Consider the following 21,021-nt stretch of genomic DNA (forward strand, 5'->3'; position numbering starts at 1 on the left):
GAAGGGAGCGAAAGCCTTCTGTGAATGCGGCCTTGCACCTTGCAGTCCAAACGCATTCGACAATCCGCTCCCTTGCCGTTAAGGGCCCACCCATCATGCAGGATACCGATCGCGATCTTCTGCCCGAGGGGCTTGGTGACAGGTTGCCGCAGCAGGCGGCCGTTTCGCAGCGTGTGCGCCGCACCGCGCTGGATGCCATGGCGAGCCATGGCTATGAGCGGGTGGAAACGCCGACCATCGAATTCGAGAAGTCGATGGCCAGCCGCATGGCCGGCGTCCAGGTGCGCCGCATGTTCCGTTTCGTCGATCCGGTGTCGTTGCGCACACTGGCGCTGCGTTCGGACATCACCATGCAGGTCGGTCGCATTGCCGCTACCGGCCTTGCGGCGGCGGCGCGTCCGCTGCGCCTGTGCTATGCCGGGCAGGTCGTCACCATCAAGGGCGACGGGCTCGACCCGGCGCGCGAACGGCTGCAGCTCGGCGCCGAGCTGATTGGCAGCGATTCCGTTGCCGCTGCCGCCGAGATCGTCGAGATCGCCATCGAGGCGTTGCGCGCTGCCGGTGCCAGCGGCATTTCGGTCGACTTCACGCTGCCCGATGTCGTCGATGCCCTCTCGGCCGAAGCGCTGCCGTTGGCGGCCAGCCAGATAGAAGCGGTGCGCCAGATGCTCGATGCCAAGGATGCTGGCGGGCTGGTCGATGCCGGGGGTGAGGCGTACCTGCCGTTGCTCTATGCCGTCGGTCCGTTCGAAACCGCGATCGCGCGGCTTGCCGCTTTTGACAACGCGGGCGTTCTTGCCGGGCGCATTGCAGGCCTGCGCGAAATCGCCGCGCGGGTGGATGGCAAGGCACGCCTGACGCTCGATCCGTCCGAACGTCATGGCTTCGAATACCAGTCCTGGTTCGGCTTCACGATCTACGCAGAAGGCGTATCGGGCAGTCTGGGACGGGGCGGTACCTACCGCATTCTCGGCCAGCTCGGTGGACAAGATGGCGAACCGGCGGCCGGATTCTCGCTCTATCCCGATCCGCTGATCGAAGTCCTGGCGAGCGAACCGCAGGATACGAAGAAGCTCTTCCTCCCGCTCGGGCACGATGCCCGCGTGGCCGAGCAGCAGCGCGCGGTCGGCTGGACGACGGTGGCCGCGCTTGGTGAGAACGACGACCCCATCGCGCTGGGCTGTTCGCACCGGCTGGAAAACGGCGAGGCCGTTCCTCTCTGACGTCATCTCGGGGGCGAATCGGTCCGCCGCAACCGACAGGCCAGAGTGGCCCGAGGTTGTGCCCTCAAAAACTTGCCGCCGACGCACAGCGCAGGAACGCTGCTGTGCGTGCTATCCAGCTGTGAGCCGTGCCTCCGGGGAAACCTTGCACGATGTTCTTGCAGGCTCGGACCTTGAGCCAAGATCGGCGTTTCACATGGCTTTCCCGGCAGGGGGAGCAGCGTAAGATTTTTCGCGCGAACCCGGAAGTGCTGCAAGATTGCAAGGCTTGGAGCGCGGTGTGCCGCAATCGCCTTGGCACAAATTGTCACCTGCACCTTGCCCTTGGAGGCCACAGGGCCTAGGGCGCGCGGCGGACTTCAAACAGTAATGAAAGCGTGCAGGCGTTGGCCAACGTAACCGTGATTGGCGCCCAGTGGGGCGATGAGGGCAAAGGCAAGATCGTCGATTGGCTGGCGAGCCGGGCGGATGCCGTGGTTCGTTTCCAGGGCGGCCACAATGCGGGCCATACGCTCGTCGTGGGCGAGCAGGTCTATAAGCTTTCGCTGCTGCCTTCTGGCATCGTCACCGGCACGCTGTCGATCGTCGGCAATGGCGTGGTTCTCGACCCTTGGCACCTCAAGGCCGAAGTCGAGAAGCTGCGTGGCCAAGGCGTCGAGATCAATCCCGAGAACTTCGCGATCGCGGACAACTGCCCGCTGATCCTGCCGCTCCACCGCGACCTCGACGGTCTGCGCGAGAACGCGGCGGGCGCCGGCAAGATCGGTACCACCGGTCGCGGCATCGGTCCGGCCTATGAAGACAAGGTCGGCCGCCGCGCGATCCGCGTGTGCGACCTGGCACACCTCGATTCGCTCGATCCGCAGCTTGACCGTCTTTGCGCCCATCACGACGCACTGCGCGCCGGTTTCGGGCAGGACCCGGTCGACCGCGAGGCGCTGCTCAACGAACTTCGCGAGATCGCGCCTTTCGTGCTGCAGTTCGCGCAGCCGGTGTGGAAGCGTCTCAACAAGGTTCGCAAGGCCGGCGCCCGCATACTCTTCGAAGGTGCGCAGGGCGTACTGCTCGACGTCGACCACGGGACCTATCCCTTCGTCACCAGCTCGAACACGGTTTCGGGTACGGCGGCAAGCGGTTCGGGCCTCGGCCCCTCGGCAACCGGCTTCGTGCTGGGCATCGTCAAGGCCTACACCACCCGCGTCGGCTCGGGTCCGTTCCCGACTGAACTGGACGATGATACCGGCCAGCGCCTCGGCGAACGCGGTCACGAATTCGGCACCGTCACCGGGCGCAAGCGCCGCTGCGGCTGGTTCGACGCGGTTCTCACCCGCCAGTCCTGCGCGATTTCGGGCGTCACCGGCATTGCCCTGACCAAGCTCGATGTGCTGGACGGCTTCGAGAAGGTGAAGATCTGCACCGGCTACCGCCTCAACGGCAAGGTGCTCGACTACTTCCCGAGCCACGCTGCCGACCAGGCCGCCGTCGAGCCGATCTACGAGGAAATGGACGGCTGGCAGGGCACCACCGCCGGCGCCCGTTCCTGGGCCGATCTGCCCGCGCAGGCGATCAAGTACATCCAGCGCGTGCAGGAACTGATCGAAACTCCGGTCGCGCTGGTTTCGACCAGCCCCGAGCGCGAGGACACGATCCTCGTGCGCGATCCCTTCGAGGATTGATCGCGATGCGGCGGAGCGTGCTACGGTTCGCTCCGCTGCTCCTGCTGCTTGTCGCCGCAGCCTCGGCGCAGGACGAACCGGCGCTGCCGGAAATCGACTTCGTTCGCGTCGACAAGTCCGAAAGGACGATCCGGCTCTTTTCCCAGGGCCGGCTGGTGCGCGTGATAGAGCGCATCCAGATGGGCGATCCGGTCGGCCCCAAGCGCTTCGAGGGCGACCGGCGTACGCCCGAAGGGCTCTACGAGATCGACTGGGCCAATCCCGAGAGCGCCTATTACCTCTCGCTGCACGTTTCCTATCCGAGTGAGGAAGATCGCGCCTTTGCGGCGGCACGCGGCCGGTCGGCGGGCGGCATGATCATGATCCACGGCCAGCCCAATGGCCTTTCGCAGGGCCGGGTGCCGGGCGACTGGACCGATGGCTGCATTGCCGTTTCCAACGATGAGATCGAATACCTCTGGCAGACCGTGCCGGATGGGACGCCCATAGAAATTCGGCCCTGATCCCGGAAAGGCCGGGATGGAGCCGGGCGTGCCGGTTTCCTGCTTCTTCCCGCTGTGGTCGGCGGCAAGGGCTCAGAAGTCGACAGCGATGCCCTTGTGCACCCAGTCGCCATAGCGCGTGGGAGAAAGCTCGCCGTCGGGATCGGGCGAGTCCTGATCTGCCTTGGCGTCTGTGGGCTGCGGCGCGGGATCGTTGGTCCAGTGCGCGGGCTTCTTGAAGCCTTCGGGACGTTTGGTGGCGCGTTCGGTCATCGTGCCCATGTGGTGCCACTGGCGGGAAAACGCAATCCGCTATAGGGGCAGGCGGATGGACATTCCCGGCCTTCCGGCGCGCCGTGCCGCGCTCAACCTCATCGATGCCGTTCTGCGGCGCGGCGAAACTCTCGACCAGGCCGCCGGCGCTGCGCTGTCGCGCGTGCGCGGCGATGCCGACCGGGCGCTGACCCGCGCGATTGCCGGCGAGGTGCTGCGCTGGAAGGCCGACCTCGATGAGCTGATCGACAGCGCCACGCGCCAGCGCCTGCCCGACGATGCAAAGCCGCGCGCTGTCCTCGAGCTCATGCTGGCACAGGTCCTGCGGCTGGAAACGCCGCCGCATGCGGTGATCGCGACCGGGCTGCCCTTGCTGACCGGCGGGCCGAGGCGGCTGGCGCATGGCGTTTTCTCCACGCTGGTGAAGCGAGAGGTTTCGCTGCCGGACGTGCCGACGCTGCCCGATGCCGTGCTCGCCCGCTGGGGTGAACGGGCCGGAGAAATTGCCCGGGGCCTGGCCGAGCCGCCGCCGCTCGACCTCGCCCTGCGCGAACCGGACAAGACGCAGGAGTGGGCGGAAAGACTGGGCGGCACAACGCTGATGCCCGGCCACCTCCGCCTGCCGCGCGGCGCGGCGATCGAAACGCTCGAGGGTTTTCGCGAAGGTGCGTGGTGGGTGCAGGATCTCGCCGCCAGCCTGCCCGCGCGGCTGCTGGGGCAGGGCGAGGGGCGGCGCGTGCTGGACCTGTGCGCCGCGCCCGGCGGCAAGACGCTGCAACTGGCCGCGGCCGGATGGGACGTCACCGCGCTCGATATTTCCAAGCGCCGTCTCGAACGGCTGAAAGACAACCTCGAACGTACGCACCTTTCCGCTCACGTGGTCCAGTCCGATGCTTTCAAGTGGGAGCCGGAAGCGCCCTTCGACGCGATCCTGCTCGACGCGCCGTGCACCGCGACCGGCACCAGCCGCCGCCATCCCGACGTCCTGCACCGGATCGGGCCAAGGCAGATCGCGGAAATGGCCGAACTGCAGTCCGGCCTGCTGGCCCGCGCGGCCGAATGGCTCAAGTCGGGCGGAATGCTGGTCTATGCCGTGTGCTCGCTGGAAGCGGCGGAAGGCGAGGCCCAGGCCGCGCAAGTATCGCTGACGCCTGAGCCCATCTTGCAGGACGAATTGCCTGCGGGCCTCTCGCCAATGCCCGAAGGCTGGTTGCGCACGGACCCGGCGATGCTGGCCGAGGCAGGCGGGCTGGACGGCTTCTTCGTGGCGCGTTGGCGCAAGTCATGAGGCAGCGCTGCGGATCAATGTGAACCGCAGCGCTGCCTTGCGGAAGGGTCAGGCCTTCACCTTGGCCTGGAAGCTCTTGCGCAGCTTCATCAGCTTGGGCGGGATCACTGCCAGGCAGTAAGGATTGCGCTGGCCTTCGCCTTCCCAGTATTCCTGGTGATAGTCCTCGGCGGGATACCATGTGGCCGGGCCCTCGATGGTGGTCACGACCTTGCCGCCGTGATCCTCGTTGGAGCGCGCGATGGCGGCTTCGGCTTCGGACCTTTGGGCATCGTCCAGCGGGAAGATCGCCGAGCGGTACTGGGTGCCGACATCGTTGCCCTGCCGGTTGAGCTGCGTCGGATCGTGCGTGCCGAGGAACACGTCGAGAATTTCGGCATAGGAGATCGTTTCGGGATCGTAGGTGACCTTGATCGCCTCGGCATGCCCGGTCGTGCCGGAGCAGACCTGCTTGTAGCTGGGGTTCTCCACCGAGCCGCCGATATAGCCGCTCTCGACCTCGCTCACGCCGACCACGTCGCGGAACACCGCTTCCGTGCACCAGAAGCATCCGCCTGCCACGATTGCCGTTTCCATGGTTTGTCCTGTCCTTGTCGTTCGGGGGGCATTCAAGCCCACGAACATAGGTAGCTGACCCGCCCTTGTCATCGGGAGGCGCCATTCCCGGTCGTCTATCCGGGTTGCCTTTGTCCCGATCTGGTTTACTTTTCCGCCACTTCGTCCGCGCTGGGAGAATCGTGATGCGTCGAACTTTGGTAGCCGTTTCGTCGTTCCTGGGTCTGCTGGCCGCTCCGCTTTCCGCCGCCACAGTGGAAGCCGGGGCCGATGCGCGCACCGAAGCGGAATTCTGCAAGGGCTGCGAAGCACTGGTCGAACTCGCTCTCGCACATCCCGCGCGCAAGGATGACCGCAATCGTGACGCCGCTCGCCATCCGGCGGAAACCCTGTCTTTCTTCCGCGTTCGCCCGGATATGAAGGTCGGCGAATATGCGCCGGGCGGCGGCTGGTACTCGCGGGTCCTTGCGCCCTATCTGGCCAAGGAAGGGCATCTCACCGGCCTGTTCTTCAACCCGAAGCAGGGGCCGTTCGACGCCGACAAGATCAATGCCTCGGCTGCCGGTTTCGCCGATCAGGTCGCGGGATGGACGGGGCTTCCGGCCCAGAGCTTCTCGGGCATGACGCTCGAAACCGTGCCGGACGACCAGAAGGGAACCTTCGACCGGATCCTCGTCGTGCGCATGATGCACAACATGCTGCGCTGGAACATCGCCGACAGCGAGATCAAGGCCATGCGCGCGCTGCTCAAGGACGATGGCCTGATTGGTATCGTCCAGCACCGGGCCAAGGCAGACGCCCCTTACGCGGTCAGTTATGGCAATCGCGGCTACCTGCGCGAGACGGACGTGATCAAGTTCATGGAAGTGAACGGCTTCGAGCTGGTCGCCAGGTCTGAGGTCAACGCCAATCCCAGGGACACCGCGGACTGGGAGGAGGGCGTGTGGACCCTGCCGCCGACTTACGCGCTGAAGGACAAGGACAAGGCGAAATACGCAGCGATCGGCGAAAGTGACCGGATGACGCTTCTGTTCCGCAAGCGGCCCTGATAAAGGGCCGGCCCATGGCCGAAATCACTGTCGCAGCACTGCAATTAGCCCTTGGCTTCGCCGACGAGGCGGAAAACATCGCCGCCGTTTCCGCTCTCGTCGAAGAGGCGGCGGGCAACGGCGCCCGGATCATCCTGCCGCCCGAACTGTTTTCGGGGCCGTATTTCTGCAAGGTGGAGGAAGAGGAGCTCTTCGCGCTGGCCCGCCCCACGGCCGAGCATCCCTCCGTCATCGCGATGAAGGCGCTGGCCAGGAAGCTCAAGGTGGCGATCCCGACCAGCTTCTTCGAACGCGACGGGCACCACTATTACAACACGCTGGCCATGATCGATGCCGACGGCGAGATCATGGGGACCTATCGCAAGAGCCACATTCCCGACGGCCCCGGTTACGAGGAGAAGTATTACTTCCGGCCGGGCAACGACGGGTTCAAGGTATGGGACCTGTTCGGCACGCGCATCGGCGTCGGCGTGTGCTGGGACCAGTGGTACCCGGAATGCGCCCGCGTGATGGCGCTGATGGGGGCCGAACTGCTGTTCTATCCTACTGCCATCGGTTCCGAACCCTATGACGCCGCGCTTGATACCAGCCGTATGTGGCGCCGCGCCATGCTTGGCCATTCGGTTTCCAACTGCATGCCGGTGATCGCGGCCAACCGCATCGGCATCGAGGCCGAGGCGGGCAGCGAGCAGACATTCTACGGCCATTCCTTCATCACCGACGAGTGGGGCGATTTCGTCGCCGAATTCGGCAAGCAGGAAACCGGCGTGCTGGTTGCGAAGCTGGACCTTGCGCGTGCGGCGAAGCACCGTGCCGGCATGGGTTTTTTCCGGGATCGCCGTCCGCAGCTCTATACCCGCATCGCGCAGGACGTCTGACCGACTTGGCAAGGCACCGCTATCTCATCGCACTGGGATCGAACATGCGGCATCGCAAGCATGGCGATCCGCACAAGGTACTCAGGGCCGCGCTTGCCGCGCTCGACAAGGGCAAGTTCGAGGTCGAAGCCGTCTCGCCGCTGATTGACTCTGCCCCGCTGGGCCCCTCGCGCAGGCGCTATGCCAATGGCGTCGCCATCGTCGGTACGCATCGCGATCCGGACGAAGTGCTCCACAAGTTGGCCAAGATGGAACGCAAGTTCGGCCGCAAGTCGGGCGGACGGCCCTGGGGCGCGCGGGTGCTCGATCTCGATATCGTCCTGTGGGATGGCGGCCCATGGACCAGCGACAGGCTCGTGATCCCGCACCCGGCCTATCGTCAGCGGCAGTTCGTACTGGGCCCCGCGTGCACTATTGCGGGTGGCTGGCGCGATCCCTTGACCGGCTTGTCGGTGAATCAGTTGCATGCGCGCTTGACCAAGCCTCGCCCTGTCCCTAGTTGACCCTTCCGCAGCCGCGAAACGGCATCGTGGGCCCGTAGCTCAGTAGGTAGAGCAGCTGACTTTTAATCAGCGGGTCACAGGTTCGAATCCTGTCGGGCTCACCACTTCGCCGGCGGCTGCGGCAATTGCATTTCCAGACCGGAACGATACCCTCACGCGGCGGCGCAATCGCGCGGCGCGTAGCGGGGACAAAGGTGGCGGGCGAAATCCGGTTACGCGGTCTTCGGCCTGCCTGCATTCAATGCATCGATGGTTTGGCATCCACATATTCAATGCGACGTCTGAGCCGCGTACGGCTAACTCTCGGACTCGGGTGGCGGCAGCGGGGAGGACAAATATGCGCGCGAGCTTTGGACGGTTATTGGTCCCGGCCGCAGCACGGTTTTTGGGGCAAGGCGCGGACAAAGGCGTGTCTTGTGCAAGAGACTTGCGCGGCGGCAGGTTTGGGTGCGCGGGAGGCGCAGCGTGAAGGTCCTGGTGACGGGGGGCGGCGGCTTCGTCGGTCGGCAACTTGTTTCGCGGCTGCTGGAGCGCGGCGACACTGTCGTTGCATTGGATGCGCATGCGGGCGGCATTCCCCAAGGTGCCCGTGCCGTGGCGGGCGATCTCGGAGACAGGGCCGTGCGCGGCGATGCGCTGGCTGGCGGCTGCGATGCGCTTGTCCATCTCGCGACCGTTCCGGGCGGCGCGGCGGAGGCCGATCCCGAGGCTTCGCGCCGGATCAATGTCGATGCCATGTACGACCTGCTGCTGGAAGCGAATGCGCTGCGTCCGGGCTTGCGCGTCGTCTATGCCAGTTCCATCGCCGTCTTCGGCGATCCGCTGCCGGAGCAGGTCGACGACGAGACGCCGCTCTCGCCGAAGCTGATCTACGGCGGGCACAAGGCGATGATGGAGGGCGCGGTCGCGATGATGTCCAATCGCGGCATGATCGACGGCGTGACCGTGCGCCTGCCGGGCATACTTGCGCGGCCCAAGGGACCGTCCGGCATGAAGTCGGCCTTCATGAGCGACCTGTTCCATGCCCTCAAGGCCGGCGAGACTTTCACCTGTCCGGTCTCCGCGGGGGGCACGATCTGGGCGCAGTCGGTAGCATGCTGCGCCGACAACTTCATCCATGCGCTGTCGCTGGATACCGCTCTGTTGCCGCCTACGCGGGCAGTCACGCTGCCGGCGCAGCGGATCGCCATGCGCGATCTCGCCGCGGAAATCGCCCGCCAGTGCGGCGTGTCCGCAGATCTGGTGGCCTATCGCGCCGATATGGAACTGGAGGCTGCCTTCGCAGCGCAGCCGCCTCTCGCGACGCCTGCGGCCGAAAGAGCCGGGTTCGTCCACGACGGCGATCTTTCCTCATTGGTCAGAAACGCGCTCCAGACACTCTGAGGCAGAGCAGGAATCAGAATGGCCGGAGCGCGCTGTGCACTCCGGCCATGCCTGAATTCTTCGGGAGAGGGGCGGGGCCCCCTACTAGAGGTTGCCGATCGCCAGGAAGCGTTCTTCGCGGCGATGGAGCAGGTCCCTGGCCGGAACGCCCGCAAGTGCGTCGAGCTCCTCGGCAATGGCCTTGCCCAGCGCCTGCGAGGCGGCTGCGGGATCGCGATGAGCGCCGCCCATCGGTTCGGGCACGATGCGGTCGATCACGTTGAGCTGGAGCAGGTCCTGCGCCGTTACGCGCATGGCGGCGGCGGCGTCCGCTGCGCGCTCACCGGTGCGCCACAGGATCGAGGCGCAGCCTTCCGGGCTGATCACCGAATAGACGGCATGTTCGAGCATGAGCACGCGCTCGGCGCTCGCCAGGGCGACCGCGCCGCCCGATCCGCCTTCGCCGACGATCGTGGCGACCATCGGCACGGGCAGCGACAGGCAGGCCTCGGTGGCGCGGGCAATGGCCTCGGCCTGGCCGCGCTCTTCGGCTTCCACGCCGGGGAAGGCGCCCGAGGTATCGACCAGCGTCACGACCGGGAGGCCGAAGCGCCCGGCCAGTTCCATCAGGCGCACCGCCTTGCGGTAACCTTCCGGCTTGCCCATGCCGAAGTTGTGCTTGATGCGGGTCTGGGTGTCGTGGCCCTTTTCATGGCCGATGACCATGACGCGCCGGTCGCCCAGCCGCGCCATTCCGCCCACGATCGCCGCGTCCTCACCGTAGAGACGGTCGCCGCCCAGCGGCATGAATTCGGTGAAGATATGGGCGAGATAGTCGCGAAGGTGCGGTCGCTGCGGGTGGCGGGCGACCTGCGTCTTCTGCCACGGCGTCAACGTGGCATATGTGCGCGCCAGCAGCTGCTCGCTCTTGGTCTCGAGCTTCTGGATCTCGTTCACCAGATCGAGGCCGCCGGTGTCGGCGGTCGAACGCAGCTCGTGGATGCGCGCCTCGAGGGCAGCAATCGGCTTCTCGAAATCGAGATAGGAGATCATTTGGCCTCGCTTTCGGCTTCGGCCTTGTCGGCCAGCCACTGTTCGAGCCACTTGATCGTGTAGTCGCCGGACTGGAATTCCGGGTCCTGGATGATCGCTTCGTGCAGCGGGATCGAGGTCTTGACCCCGCCGACGACCATTTCGCCCAGCGCCCGCTTGAGACGCATGATGCAGCCCTCGCGGGTGCGGCCGTAGACGATCAGCTTGGCGACCATCGAATCGTAGTAGGGCGGGATGCGGTAACCGGCATAGAGCCCGGAATCGACACGCACGTGCATGCCGCCGGCCGCGTGGAACGTGTCGACAAGGCCGGGGGAGGGGACGAAAGTCCACGGGTCCTCGGCATTGATGCGGCACTCGATGGCGTGGCCCTTGAACTCGATCTCGTCCTGCTTGACCGACAGCGGCTTGCCGTCGGCAATGCGGATCTGTTCACGCACGAGGTCGACGCCGGTGATTGCTTCGGTCACCGGATGCTCGACCTGCAGGCGGGTGTTCATCTCGATGAAGTAGAACTCACCTTTTTCCCACAGGAACTCGATCGTGCCGGCGCCGCGATAGCCCATGTCGGCCATCGCCTTGGCGACGACGCCGCCCATGCGCGCGCGTTCCTCTGCCGTGATGACGGGCGATGGAGCTTCCTCGAGCACCTTCTGGTGACGGCGCTGCAGCGAGCAGTCGCGCTCGCCCAGGTGAACGGCATTGCCGTTGCCATCGCCGAAGATCTGGAATTCGATGTGACGCGGATTGCCCAGGTACTTCTCGACGTAGACGGTGTCGTCGCCGAAGGCGGCCTTGGCTTCCGAGCGGGCCTGGCTGACCATCGTTTCGAGCTGGTCTTCGCTGGGCACGATCTTCATGCCGCGACCGCCGCCGCCCGATGCGGCCTTCACCAGCACCGGGTAGCCGATTTCCTTTGCAAGCTCGCGGATCTCGTCGAGGTCTTCGACGGCGCCCGGCGACCCGGGGACCAGCGGCAGGCCGAGCGCGCCGGCGGTGCGCTTGGCTTCCACCTTGTCGCCCATCGTGCGGATATGCTCGGGCTTGGGGCCGATCCAGGTAATGCCGTGGGCTTCGACGATCTCGGCGAACTTGGCGTTCTCCGAAAGGAAGCCGTATCCGGGGTGGATCGCGTCGGCCTGGGTGATCTCTGCCGCAGCGATGATCGCGGCGACGTTGAGGTAGGAATCGCGGGCCGAGGGCGGGCCGATGCATACCGCGTGGTCGGCGAGGCGAACGTGCATCGCGTCGGCATCGGCCGTGGAGTGCACGGCGACCGTCTCGATGCCCATTTCATGCGCGGCGCGATGGATACGCAGCGCGATTTCTCCGCGATTGGCGATCAGTATGCGGGAAATGCCCATGCGATCAGCCGATGACGACGAGCGGCTGGTCGAATTCGACCGGCTGGGAATTGTCCACCAAGATGGCCTTGACGGTGCCCGCGGCAGGTGCGGTGATCGGGTTCATCACCTTCATCGCCTCGATGATCAGCAGGGTATCGCCTGCCTTCACGCTCTGGCCGACCGAGATGAAGTTGGCCGAGCCGGGTTCCGGCGCGAGGTAGGCGGTGCCCACCATCGGCGACTTGACGGCGGTGCCGTCGACGACCGGCGCGGCGGCTTCTGCCGCGGCAGGTGCGGCAGCGGCCGGAGCAGCGACAGCCGCGGGGGCCGGAGCGACCGCGGCCTGGACCATCGGCGCTGCCATCAGCGTGCGGGCGACGCGGATGCGACGTTCGCCGTCCTCTACCTCGATCTCGCTGAGGTTGGTGTCGGAGAGAAGCTCCGCCAGTTCGCGCACCAGTGCGCTGTCAATGTTCATGCCAGCGGCCTTGCCGCTCGTTTGGTTACCCATGCGTTCCTCGGATCAGCATATTTTGCCGCGGCTATCGCGGGGGCGATAGCACGTGACAAGGGATTAATCCTAACCTTGCACATTTTTTCCGCGAAGGGACTGTGCGCAGTTTTGCGTTGTCAGGCTGCAGATGCAACCGGACGGAGATAATCGAGCAGGCGCGCCAGCGTCTCTCGCAAGTCCCGGCGATGCACGACCATGTCGACCATGCCGTGTTCGTGGAGGTATTCCGCGCGCTGGAAGCCGTCGGGCAGCTTTTCGCGAATGGTGTCCTGGATCACGCGCTGGCCGGCAAAGCCGATGAGCGCGCCCGGCTCGGCGATCTGGACGTCGCCCAGCATGGCGTAGCTGGCCGTGACCCCGCCGGTCGTGGGGTCGGTCAGGACGACGATGTAGGGCAATCCGGCAGCCTTGAGGCGGCGCAGGGCAACCGTCGTCTTTGGCATCTGCATCAGGCTGAGAATGCCTTCCTGCATGCGTGCGCCGCCAGCCGCGGTGCAGATGACATAGCCGCAGTTCTCGCGAATCGCGCGCTCGATACCGCTGACGAAGGCTGCGCCGACCGCCATGCCCATCGAACCGCCCATGAAGCCGAAGTCCTGCACGCCCAGCACGAGCTTCTTGCCCTCGATCTGGCCGACCGCATTGGTCAGCGCATCGCCGTAGGGATAGTTGGCGCGGGCGGCCTTGAGGCGATCGGGATACTTCTTGCTGTCGCGGAACTTGAGCGGATCTTCCTTGACCTTGGGCGTGGGCAGGATCGAGAATCCGGGATCGAGCAGTTGCCCGATGCGTTCCTGCGCGCTGATACGACCGTGGTAGTCGCACTTCGGGCAGACCGAGAGGTTGTCCTCGAAGTCCTTGACGAACAGCATCTCACCGCAGGATCGGCACTTGATCCAGAGGTTGTCGGGTGTGTCGCGCTTGCTCGTGCGCGAGAGGGAATTGCGTACGCGTGTTAGCCAGCTCATGCCGCGCTATTTGCCGTTTTTCGGCGCTTCGGCAAGTCCTGCAGGTTCCCATAGCCCTGCAAAGGGCCGCAAATGGCGGGAATGCGCGGTTTGCGAATGTAAGACAGCCCCGCAATCGCAGGGCTGTCTCACGGGTTTTGCACAAGCTGCCATCGCTTGAGGATCAGAATTCGCTCCAGTCCTCGTCGTTCGTGGGCACCGATTGCAGGGCGACATTGCCCATCGACGCGGGTTGCGGACGAGGCGCCGAATGGAGGGAAGGGGCAGGAGCCGAAGGCACCGATGGGGCGAACTTGCGCATCGGGCGCACGATGTCGTCTTCGCCGGTGACGAAGGAGGAGACGAGCGAGGTCATCTCATTCGCCTCGTCGGCGAGGCTGCGCGAGGCTGCGGTAGATTGCTCGACCATCGCGGCGTTCTGCTGGGTCAGGCGATCCATTTCGCCCACCGCGTCGTTGATCTGCTGAAGGTTGCCCGCCTGCTGCGTGGCATTGCGGGCGATCTCGGCCATCAGCTCGTCGATATCGCCCACACTGGCGACGATCTTTTCGAGCAGGGTGCCGGTATCGCCGACGAGAACGACGCCGTCGCCGACCTGCTTGCTGCTGACGGTGATCAGTTCCTTGATGTTCTTCGCCGCCTCGGCAGAGCGCTGGGCAAGGGCGCGCACTTCATTGGCGACGACCGCGAAACCCTTGCCGGCATCGCCTGCCCGGGCGGCCTCGACCCCTGCGTTGAGCGCGAGGAGATTGGTCTGGAAGGCGATGCCATCGATCACGTTGATGATCTGGCCGATCTCCTGGGCCGATTTTTCGATCTCGCCCATCGCTGCGACGGCCCTGCGCACGACTTCGCCCCCCTCGGTGGCTTCGCGGTGAGCGCCGGAAACGGCCTGCTGTACGTCGGTCGCCTTGTCGGCGGTCCGCTTCACGTTGCTGGTGACTTCGTTCATCGACGATGCGGTTTCGGCGAGGCTGGCGGCCTGGCGCTCGTTGCGGGTCGCGAAGTCGTCCGAGGCGGAACGGATCTCGGTTGCGCCGGTGCGCACGCTGGCAGCGGCGGTGCGGACAGAGCGTATGGTACCTGCGAGAGAGCGGACGGCGGCGTTGAAGTCCTTGCGCAAGTCGTCGTAGGCGCCGGGGAAGGGATTGCGGATTTCGCAGTCGAGATGATTGCTGGAGAGCTTCTTGAGCCCGCCGCTCAGGGCATCGATGATCTGCCTTTCCTGCGCGGCATTGTCGCTGCGCAGGGCCACGGCGTTGTTGCGGAAGGTTTCCATGGCCTTGGTCATGCGCCCGACGCAGTCCTTGTAGTCGGTGTAGCGGATCGGGCTGTCGGTGTCCCCGTCGGCCAGCGCTTCCATCCGCATGACCGTATTGACGTAAGGGGTAGTGATATGGCGCGCGGCGAGGATCATCACGATCACGGTGGCGGCGAGTGAAGCGCAGGCAGCGCCGATCAGTTCGGCGTTTCCGCCAGCGAGCCATGTCGTGGCCGGTCCCGCCGTGCCGATCAGGGCGAGCAGGGCTGTCAGAGCCTTGAATTTCGTACGGATAGGGGCCGTCTTTTCAAACCATTGCAGCATGTCGGACTCCTCGAATTCCCATCGGCAGCCCGGATCGCAACGACGCTCCCCAAGTCGACAAGAAGACGGACTTCGATGGAGTCAGAGTAAGAGAAGCAGGAGAAATATTGAGTTCTTCGCAATCTACGTACTGATCCCTATGATGCGCACCGATATTCCTATCGACTATTGCAGTTTTGAAAGAACAGCTTCTGATCGCGCTTGCAAAATTCGGGTGGGCTTTCTTGGAAGCGCCTGGCGCAAGGCTATAGTGGCGCTTCCCGGACAGCGGCAGGCGGTGGCGCCTGCGGTCTGCGCGTTGCATTGATTTACCAATAGTTATTGCAAATGGGCCTAAGCCTGCCGGATCGCGGGAAGGAGTGGCTACGGGCGTGGCATCGAGTGTAAGATCGACAGCGGGCTTTCTCGCATTTGCCCTGGGTGCGATGCCCCTGCCGGCCGCAGGGAGTGAAAGCGTCGATGGCGCCACGCCTGCCTTCCAGCTCTCTGCGAATGCCAGCATCGTTTCCGACTACCGTTTTCGCGGCATCAGCCTGTCGGGCAAGGACCCGGCGATCCAGGGCGGTATCGACCTCAGCCATGACAGCGGCCTGTTCATCGGCACCTGGGCTTCGAGCATTGCCGATTCCGGCGGTTCCAACACCGAGCTCGACCTTTACGGCGGCTATGGCGGCTCTCTCGCCGGCATCGACTATTCGGTTACTGCGCTAGCCTATGTCTATCCAGGTGGCCAGGGCGTGAACTACTTCGAGGTTCTGGGTTCGGCCACGACCAGACTGGGGACCGGGAGCGTCGGTCTCGACATGGGCTGGGTGCCCCGGCAGGACAATTTCGGCGGGGACAACATCTACATTGCGGCAAAGGGCCAGGTTCCGCTGGGCAGCCTGCCTGTAAGCATGTTCGGTCATCTCGGTTATGAAAACGGCGATGCCTACGACCGCAAGTGGGACTGGGAAGCGGGTCTTTCCTATGCGACGGGACCGTTGACCGCATCGCTGTCCTACGTCGATACCAACTATTCCGGTGCCGATGAGGCAGGCCGTTTCGCCAGGGCGGGCGTCATTGCCTCGCTTGCCGCCAGCTTCTGATTGCAGGGTCCACGCCATGTCCCGTCTCTTCCTTTCCGTAGACATGGTCGGCTCGACCCAGTTCAAGGCGACCAAGACCGCCAAGGGGCCGGGTGGCTGGATGGAGATCTTCCGCACATTCTTCACCAACTTCCCGCTGATGCTGGTGGGGCAGATGGGCTTCGAATTCCTCGAGGAGGACGAGACTCCGGCGGTCGATGTCTGGAAAGCCATGGGCGATGAGGTGATCTTCACCGCGCAGCCTTCCAGCGCCGAGGAATTGACCGGGATCCTGCGCGTCCTGCTGCGCACCATGCGGCTTTACGAAGCCACCCATTTCGAGACGTTGCCATTGCGCCTCAAGGGCACGGCCTGGCTGGCTGACTTTGCCGAGAACAACATCGCTCTCGAAATCCCGGAACTGTCCTCGGACGATGCCGCGCCGCATCTCGATTTCATCGGGCCGGACCTCGACCTGGGCTTTCGCCTTTCGAAATATGCCCGTCCGGCCAGTCTCGTGCTATCGCTCGATCTGGTCGAAGCGCTGCTGGGTGCGGACAATCTCTCGACCGTCGCGATGTACCTGGTCGGGCGCGAGGAACTGAAGGGCGTGATGTTCGGTCGGCCATATCCGATCGTGTGGATGCACGATGCGGAAGAAGGTTTCGACTTCCTGCCCTGGGAGCGCGAGAGCTGCCCCTATATCGCCGCCGCGCTCGACGCCCGGCCGGCCAGCGTCGAGCAACTACGCGGCCAGATCGACGACATGCGGCTCTACTTGCGCAAGATGCACGGGCTCGAGCGGCCGCCGATCACGCTGGGCTGACGGTTTCGCGGGCGCCTTCGTAGCAGACCGTCAGGATCGCGATGTCGTCCGACTGCGGCACGGCGCCGACGAATCCGCGCACGCATTGCGCGAGTCCTTCGGCAATCAGTCTGGCGGAAAATTCGGCGCGTGCGCTGGCCAGGGCATCGGCGATGCGGGCCGTGGTAAACAGTTCGTCGTTCGCGCCCGTCGCTTCCGAGACGCCGTCGGTGAACAGGACCAGCGCATCGCCTTCGCGCAAGTCGAAATGGCCGGTGCGAAAGGGAACGTCCTCGAACACGCCGAGCGCCATGCCCTGCTGCTTGGCCAGCCGTTCGACCGATCCATCCGCCCGCACGATGAAGGGCGCCTCGTGCCCGCCGTCGCTGTATTCCACCTCGCCGCTGCGCAAGTCGAGGATGCCCGCGAAGACGGTCACGAACATCTCCGCGGCATTGTCGCGCGAGAGTTCGGCGTTGACCCGCTCCATGATCTGGCCGGTCGATCCGCCCGACATGGCGTGCGCCTTGAACAGGGTGGTGGTCATGGCCATGAACAGCGCGGCCGGAACCCCCTTGCCCGATACGTCGCCGACGACGAAAAACAGGCGGTTTCGGTCGATCAGGAAATAATCGTAGAGGTCGCCGCCCACCTGCTTGGCCGGTTCGAGCAGGGCGAAAACGTCGAGGTCCGTGCGGTCGGGGAAGGGCGGGAACTTGCGCGGCAACATGCCGATCTGGATGTCGCGCGCGGCGGAAAGCTCGCCTTCCACCCTTTCGCGCGCCGCCGTCGCTTCGGCAACCTCGACGAGGTAGCGCTGGAGGCGCGCAATCATCCCGGCCATCGCTTCGGCAAGGCTGCCCACTTCATCGCCCCGGTCGCGGCTGATTTTGCGCATGGCGTCCATTTCGTCCTCGTCGGGCCGGAAGCTGCGCGTCTCCATGTTGCGGGTGAAGGTGGTCAACCGCACCAGCGGTTCGACGATGCGCGAGACGAGGAACCAGCCGACCGCCATCGACAGCGCGAACAGGGCAATGCCGATCGCGATCGACTTCACGAGCGCCATGTGCAGCCGCTCGTCCAGCCAGGTCAGGTCGATGTCCGCCCCGATGACGTGGACGCGCCCGTCAGGGCTTTTCACCGGCATGTAGATCGAGCGGAAGCGGCCGAAGGAATCGCTGTACTCGTCGAAGCGCACCGTGCCGTCGGCGAAGCTGCGATAGAGCTTGTCGGGCGCGGTGTCGTAGAGCGTGAAGAACTTCGTCTCACTGCCTTGCGCGATTTCGCCGTCGGTGGCGCTGGTAGCCACGGTGCGGATGTCGTCGCCGAACTTCATGTAGGTATAGACATACGTCAGGCCCGAAGCATTGCCGAAGCGCGACAGGTGCTGCTGGATCTGCCTGTACTCAGCCGGCGTGACCGATTTCGCATCGCGGATGCGCCGGTGGTATCCATCGGGGATGATCTCGCGCACGGCATTCGTCGCGATCCGCAGCTTGCCGTCGATGCCCGTGAGGATCTCGTTGCGGTCGGTACTGTAGAGGACAGCGGTATAGACCGTTGCGGAAACCAGGTTGAGTACAAAGAGCAGGAGCAGCAGTTGCGGCTTGAGGCCGAACCTGCGCACCCTTTGCGCTCCATCCATGGTCGCCACGAAAATCATCCCCCCGATACTGTGCCTGATAACGCGATAGAAACGGAATAAGCCCTATTGCAGCGATACTTGCAAAAATTGATTAAGCCGGACCGCGACATTGGTGGGGAGAACATTGCTCGATTTCGTTAACCGCCTCTTCCGGCTCGAGCGCGGTGAATGGCCCCGACTTATCCAGTTCGGCCTGTTCGGATTCCTGTTGCAGATGGGCATGGGGGTCGGTTTCAGTGCCGGCGATGCCGCATTCCTGAGCAATGTCGGCGCGGACCGCCTGCCGCTGGTGTTCATGCTGACGCCGGCGGTCATGCTGCTCTACACGGTGCTGTTTTCCTACCTGCTCGTGCGTTTTTCGATCGATCGCATGGTCGATCTGACCCTGGCCGCGCTGGTCGCGGGCGGAGTGGCATTCTGGGCCCTGATCGATGCCGGACTGCCGCCGGATTGGCAGGTTCCGCTCTATTTCGCGGTAAAGCTCTACCTGGCGATGTGGTACATCGCGCTCTACTCGCTGTTCTGGAATTATACCGACGCCTATTTCGCGATACAGGACGCCAAGCGACTTTTCCCGCTCTTCGCCGCGTTCTGCGCGCTCGGTACGGCCTGCGGCGCGATGCTGGTGGGCCTGCTGGCAGAGAGCGTGGCGGTGCAGGACTTCTTCCTGCTGTGGGCCGCCATCGCCATGGCAACCGCGCCACTGGCCGCTCTTTTGCGCCGGCGCTGGAGCCAGATTGCCGAGAGCGACAGCGATCTCGAGGAAGAATCGGGCGGTGCCCTGAGCCAGCTTGCAGCGGTCGGCCGCGCCTTTGGCCGGTCGCGCTATACGATGGTCTTCACGCTGGTGCTCTTCGTCACCTTGTTGATGACCAATCTTGCCGAGTACCAGTATTCGATGGTGCTACAGGAAGGCCGCGACGAGGCGGCCCTGGCATCGCTGTTCGGCACGCTCTACGCGGCAGCCAACCTGTTCAACCTCGTGACCTGCCTTTTCGTGTTCAACCGATTGGTGGCGCGGCTGGGCGTGCGCAATGTCGCCTTCATCCAGCCGCTGACCTACTTTGCGGTGTTCGGGTGGTTCTTCCTGCAGGGGGGGACGGGCGCTGCGCTTGCGGCTTTCTTCGCCTATCACGGGGTCCTGACCTCGATCGAGTACAACAACCAGAACCTGCTGTTCAATGCCGTCCCCTCGCGGGTGAAGCGGCCGCTGCGCACGGTGATGGAGGGCATGGCCGAGCCGCTCGCCAGCCTCGTCTCGGGCGGCTTCCTGATCTACGCGGCCAGCCAGATCGACATGCGCGAGCTTTCGGGCATCGGGATCATCGTGGGCGCGACGCTTGTTGCCGTCGTTGTCGCGCTGCGCCAGCTCTATCCTTCGGCGATGGCTGCCAACATGCGGCAGGGCTGGATGAACTTCGGCGGGCGCGGCGTGCTTTCCCCGCAGTTCGAACCCGAGGCAAGGAGCCTGCTCGCCAGGGCCGCCGCAGGTGAAGGAGACAGTGCGCAGATCGCCGCGCGCCTGCTGGGCGAAGCTCCCGTTAGCGGGTCTGCTGCATCGCAGGGGCCCGATATCGATGCCCTTTTGGCACAGCTCACGCTGGGCGATCCGGCGAAGTGCATCGGCGTTGCCGAGGCCATCGACCGGTTGGCAACGCGCGAGGACGTGCACATCGTCCCGCCTCTGGCGCGGTGTCTTCCGAAATTGGAGCGCGACGAACGGCGGCGGATGATCCGGCTGCTCGGCCGGATCGCGGACAGCGAATCCATTCCCGACATTCTCGAGGCGGCCACCGAACTGGCGCCAAGGGCGCGGCGCGCAATTGCGACGATGCTGACGGAGCTGGGCGAGACGGCGATCCCCCGCTTGCTGGGCGGGATGCGCGACCGGGCCTTGGCTTATCGGTCCCGCGCTATCGCGGCACGCGCGCTGGCGCAGATTTCCTACGCCCAGTTTGCCGCCAACCTCGATCGTCTCGTGACCGGCGAACTGGATGAAGCCTCGCGCCTCGGCCATACGGCGAGCCTGCTCGACCTCCACGCCGGCACGCACCGCTCCGTCGCACTGCTGGCGCGTGCCCAGCGCGAGCGGGCGGAAGCTGCGATAGACTTCGTGCTGGAACTTCTTGCAATCGGCGGGCTGCTGCCGAATTTCGATCTCCTGATCGTCTCGCTCCATTCCGCCAACCCCAAGGTGCGGGGCAACGCGGTGGAGGCAATCGAGAGCAGCGTTCCTCGCCACTATCTGCGCCTGCTCGGACCGCTCCTGCACGGCGAAGCGCAGCCGCGTGAGGGCGCGCAAATCGATGTCGAACAGGTTCTCGTAGAGGCTCTCGCCAGCGGCCAGGCAATGGAAATGACTTTGGCGGCTGACGTTCTCCATGACCGTCTGGACGCCGCTGGCTTCACCCAGCGTCTCAAGGCGGTGATCCGCGAAGGCATGCCCGAAATGGTGCGCCGCCATGTCCTTGATCTCCTGGAGATCGACGGCGCTACCCGGCCGCATTCGCTCGATCTGCTGGCGGCTCTGGCGGACCATCCCGAGGTTGGCGGTGCTACGCTCGAAGCGCTGGGTGCTGCGGTACTGTGCGCCGTCTTCGAGAAGCCGGAAGGCGGGGCCCTTGCAGGGGAGGCTGGGGGCTCCCCGTTCTGGATCGCCCATCGCGATCTGGGCGAAGTCGCCGCGCGCTTCCCCGAACTGGCACTGGTCATGCTCAAGTCACAGGACGGTCGGCAATATGCGGCCTAG

Annotated in this window: 19 protein-coding genes and 1 tRNA gene; 12 read left to right on the plus strand and 8 right to left on the minus strand. The window is 64.9% G+C overall.

The window, feature by feature from the left end; genetic code table 11:
* Positions 1–95 precede the first annotated feature (95 nt).
* From PP1Y_RS15935 to PP1Y_RS15945, 3 genes are all read left to right on the plus strand, one after another.
* A complete protein-coding gene (locus PP1Y_RS15935) occupies positions 96–1,223 on the plus strand; it encodes an ATP phosphoribosyltransferase regulatory subunit (RefSeq protein ID WP_013833148.1) in 1,128 nt (375 codons plus the stop codon).
* Positions 1,224–1,609: 386 nt separating this feature from the next.
* On the plus strand, positions 1,610–2,899 hold the full coding sequence (locus PP1Y_RS15940) for an adenylosuccinate synthase (RefSeq protein ID WP_041558913.1): 1,290 nt from the start codon (positions 1,610–1,612) through the stop codon (positions 2,897–2,899).
* Positions 2,900–2,904: 5 nt separating this feature from the next.
* Positions 2,905–3,402 carry a murein L,D-transpeptidase family protein gene (locus PP1Y_RS15945; protein WP_013833150.1) on the plus strand — a complete coding sequence of 166 codons (498 nt, stop codon included), beginning with the start codon at positions 2,905–2,907 and terminating at the stop codon, positions 3,400–3,402.
* 72 nt (positions 3,403–3,474) lie between these two features.
* Here PP1Y_RS15945 and PP1Y_RS15950 read toward each other — a convergent pair whose 3' ends face one another.
* On the minus strand, positions 3,475–3,654 hold the full coding sequence (locus tag PP1Y_RS15950; RefSeq protein ID WP_138921264.1) for a DUF1674 domain-containing protein: 180 nt from the start codon (positions 3,652–3,654) through the stop codon (positions 3,475–3,477).
* 55 nt (positions 3,655–3,709) lie between these two features.
* Here PP1Y_RS15950 and PP1Y_RS15955 point away from each other — a divergent pair, with 55 nt between their 5' ends.
* The gene (locus PP1Y_RS15955; protein ID WP_013833151.1) at positions 3,710–4,942 is read left to right on the plus strand and encodes an RsmB/NOP family class I SAM-dependent RNA methyltransferase; all 1,233 of its coding nucleotides are present in this window, start codon (positions 3,710–3,712) and stop codon (positions 4,940–4,942) included.
* Positions 4,943–4,990: 48 nt separating this feature from the next.
* On the opposite strand, the gene msrA is transcribed toward PP1Y_RS15955, so the two are convergent.
* Positions 4,991–5,518: a peptide-methionine (S)-S-oxide reductase MsrA gene (gene msrA, locus PP1Y_RS15960; RefSeq protein ID WP_041558914.1), complete on the minus strand. Its 528-nt coding sequence runs from the start codon at positions 5,516–5,518 to the stop codon at positions 4,991–4,993.
* 164 nt (positions 5,519–5,682) lie between these two features.
* Between msrA and PP1Y_RS15965 the strand changes: the two genes are divergently transcribed.
* The 5 genes from PP1Y_RS15965 to PP1Y_RS15985 all read left to right on the plus strand — a co-directional run bounded on the left by PP1Y_RS15965 (position 5,683) and on the right by PP1Y_RS15985 (position 9,310).
* Complete coding sequence (locus PP1Y_RS15965) at positions 5,683–6,546, plus strand: class I SAM-dependent methyltransferase (RefSeq protein WP_013833153.1); 864 nt, start codon at positions 5,683–5,685, stop codon at positions 6,544–6,546.
* 14 nt (positions 6,547–6,560) lie between these two features.
* Positions 6,561–7,424: an N-carbamoylputrescine amidase gene (aguB, locus tag PP1Y_RS15970; RefSeq protein ID WP_013833154.1), complete on the plus strand. Its 864-nt coding sequence runs from the start codon at positions 6,561–6,563 to the stop codon at positions 7,422–7,424.
* A 5-nt stretch (positions 7,425–7,429) separates the two neighbouring features.
* A complete protein-coding gene (gene folK, locus PP1Y_RS15975; RefSeq protein WP_013833155.1) occupies positions 7,430–7,927 on the plus strand; it encodes a 2-amino-4-hydroxy-6-hydroxymethyldihydropteridine diphosphokinase in 498 nt (165 codons plus the stop codon).
* 28 nt (positions 7,928–7,955) lie between these two features.
* Positions 7,956–8,031 (plus strand) — tRNA-Lys (locus tag PP1Y_RS15980).
* 361 nt (positions 8,032–8,392) lie between these two features.
* Complete coding sequence (locus PP1Y_RS15985) at positions 8,393–9,310, plus strand: NAD-dependent epimerase/dehydratase family protein (protein ID WP_013833156.1); 918 nt, start codon at positions 8,393–8,395, stop codon at positions 9,308–9,310.
* A gap of 84 nt (positions 9,311–9,394) precedes the next feature.
* Here the strand turns inward: PP1Y_RS15985 and PP1Y_RS15990 are convergent, their stop codons facing one another.
* From PP1Y_RS15990 to PP1Y_RS16010, 5 genes are all read right to left on the minus strand, one after another.
* A complete protein-coding gene (locus PP1Y_RS15990) occupies positions 9,395–10,342 on the minus strand; it encodes an acetyl-CoA carboxylase carboxyltransferase subunit alpha (RefSeq protein ID WP_013833157.1) in 948 nt (315 codons plus the stop codon).
* On the minus strand, positions 10,339–11,706 hold the full coding sequence (gene accC, locus PP1Y_RS15995) for an acetyl-CoA carboxylase biotin carboxylase subunit (RefSeq protein WP_013833158.1): 1,368 nt from the start codon (positions 11,704–11,706) through the stop codon (positions 10,339–10,341). Before accC ends, PP1Y_RS15990 begins: the two co-directional genes overlap by 4 nt.
* A 4-nt stretch (positions 11,707–11,710) precedes the next feature.
* Positions 11,711–12,199 (minus strand): acetyl-CoA carboxylase biotin carboxyl carrier protein, encoded by a 489-nt coding sequence (accB, locus tag PP1Y_RS16000; RefSeq protein WP_013833159.1) that lies wholly within the window; start codon positions 12,197–12,199, stop codon positions 11,711–11,713.
* Between the two features lie 119 nt (positions 12,200–12,318).
* Positions 12,319–13,170: an acetyl-CoA carboxylase, carboxyltransferase subunit beta gene (accD, locus tag PP1Y_RS16005; protein ID WP_013833160.1), complete on the minus strand. Its 852-nt coding sequence runs from the start codon at positions 13,168–13,170 to the stop codon at positions 12,319–12,321.
* A gap of 163 nt (positions 13,171–13,333) precedes the next feature.
* The gene (locus tag PP1Y_RS16010) at positions 13,334–14,755 is read right to left on the minus strand and encodes a methyl-accepting chemotaxis protein (RefSeq protein ID WP_013833161.1); all 1,422 of its coding nucleotides are present in this window, start codon (positions 14,753–14,755) and stop codon (positions 13,334–13,336) included.
* A gap of 371 nt (positions 14,756–15,126) precedes the next feature.
* On the opposite strand from PP1Y_RS16010, the gene PP1Y_RS16015 reads away from it, so the two are divergent.
* The gene (locus PP1Y_RS16015) at positions 15,127–15,843 is read left to right on the plus strand and encodes a TorF family putative porin (RefSeq protein WP_232512400.1); all 717 of its coding nucleotides are present in this window, start codon (positions 15,127–15,129) and stop codon (positions 15,841–15,843) included.
* A 16-nt stretch (positions 15,844–15,859) separates the two neighbouring features.
* Positions 15,860–16,648: a hypothetical protein gene (locus PP1Y_RS16020; protein ID WP_013833163.1), complete on the plus strand. Its 789-nt coding sequence runs from the start codon at positions 15,860–15,862 to the stop codon at positions 16,646–16,648.
* Here PP1Y_RS16020 and PP1Y_RS16025 read toward each other — a convergent pair.
* Positions 16,635–18,272 carry a PP2C family protein-serine/threonine phosphatase gene (locus PP1Y_RS16025; protein WP_013833164.1) on the minus strand — a complete coding sequence of 546 codons (1,638 nt, stop codon included), beginning with the start codon at positions 18,270–18,272 and terminating at the stop codon, positions 16,635–16,637. The genes PP1Y_RS16020 and PP1Y_RS16025 overlap by 14 nt on opposite strands.
* A 124-nt stretch (positions 18,273–18,396) precedes the next feature.
* Between PP1Y_RS16025 and PP1Y_RS16030 the strand changes: the two genes are divergently transcribed.
* A complete protein-coding gene (locus PP1Y_RS16030) occupies positions 18,397–21,021 on the plus strand; it encodes a HEAT repeat domain-containing protein (RefSeq protein WP_041558915.1) in 2,625 nt (874 codons plus the stop codon).

This window comes from Novosphingobium sp. PP1Y, from assembly GCF_000253255.1.
In the GTDB taxonomy this organism is placed as follows: domain Bacteria; phylum Pseudomonadota; class Alphaproteobacteria; order Sphingomonadales; family Sphingomonadaceae; genus Novosphingobium.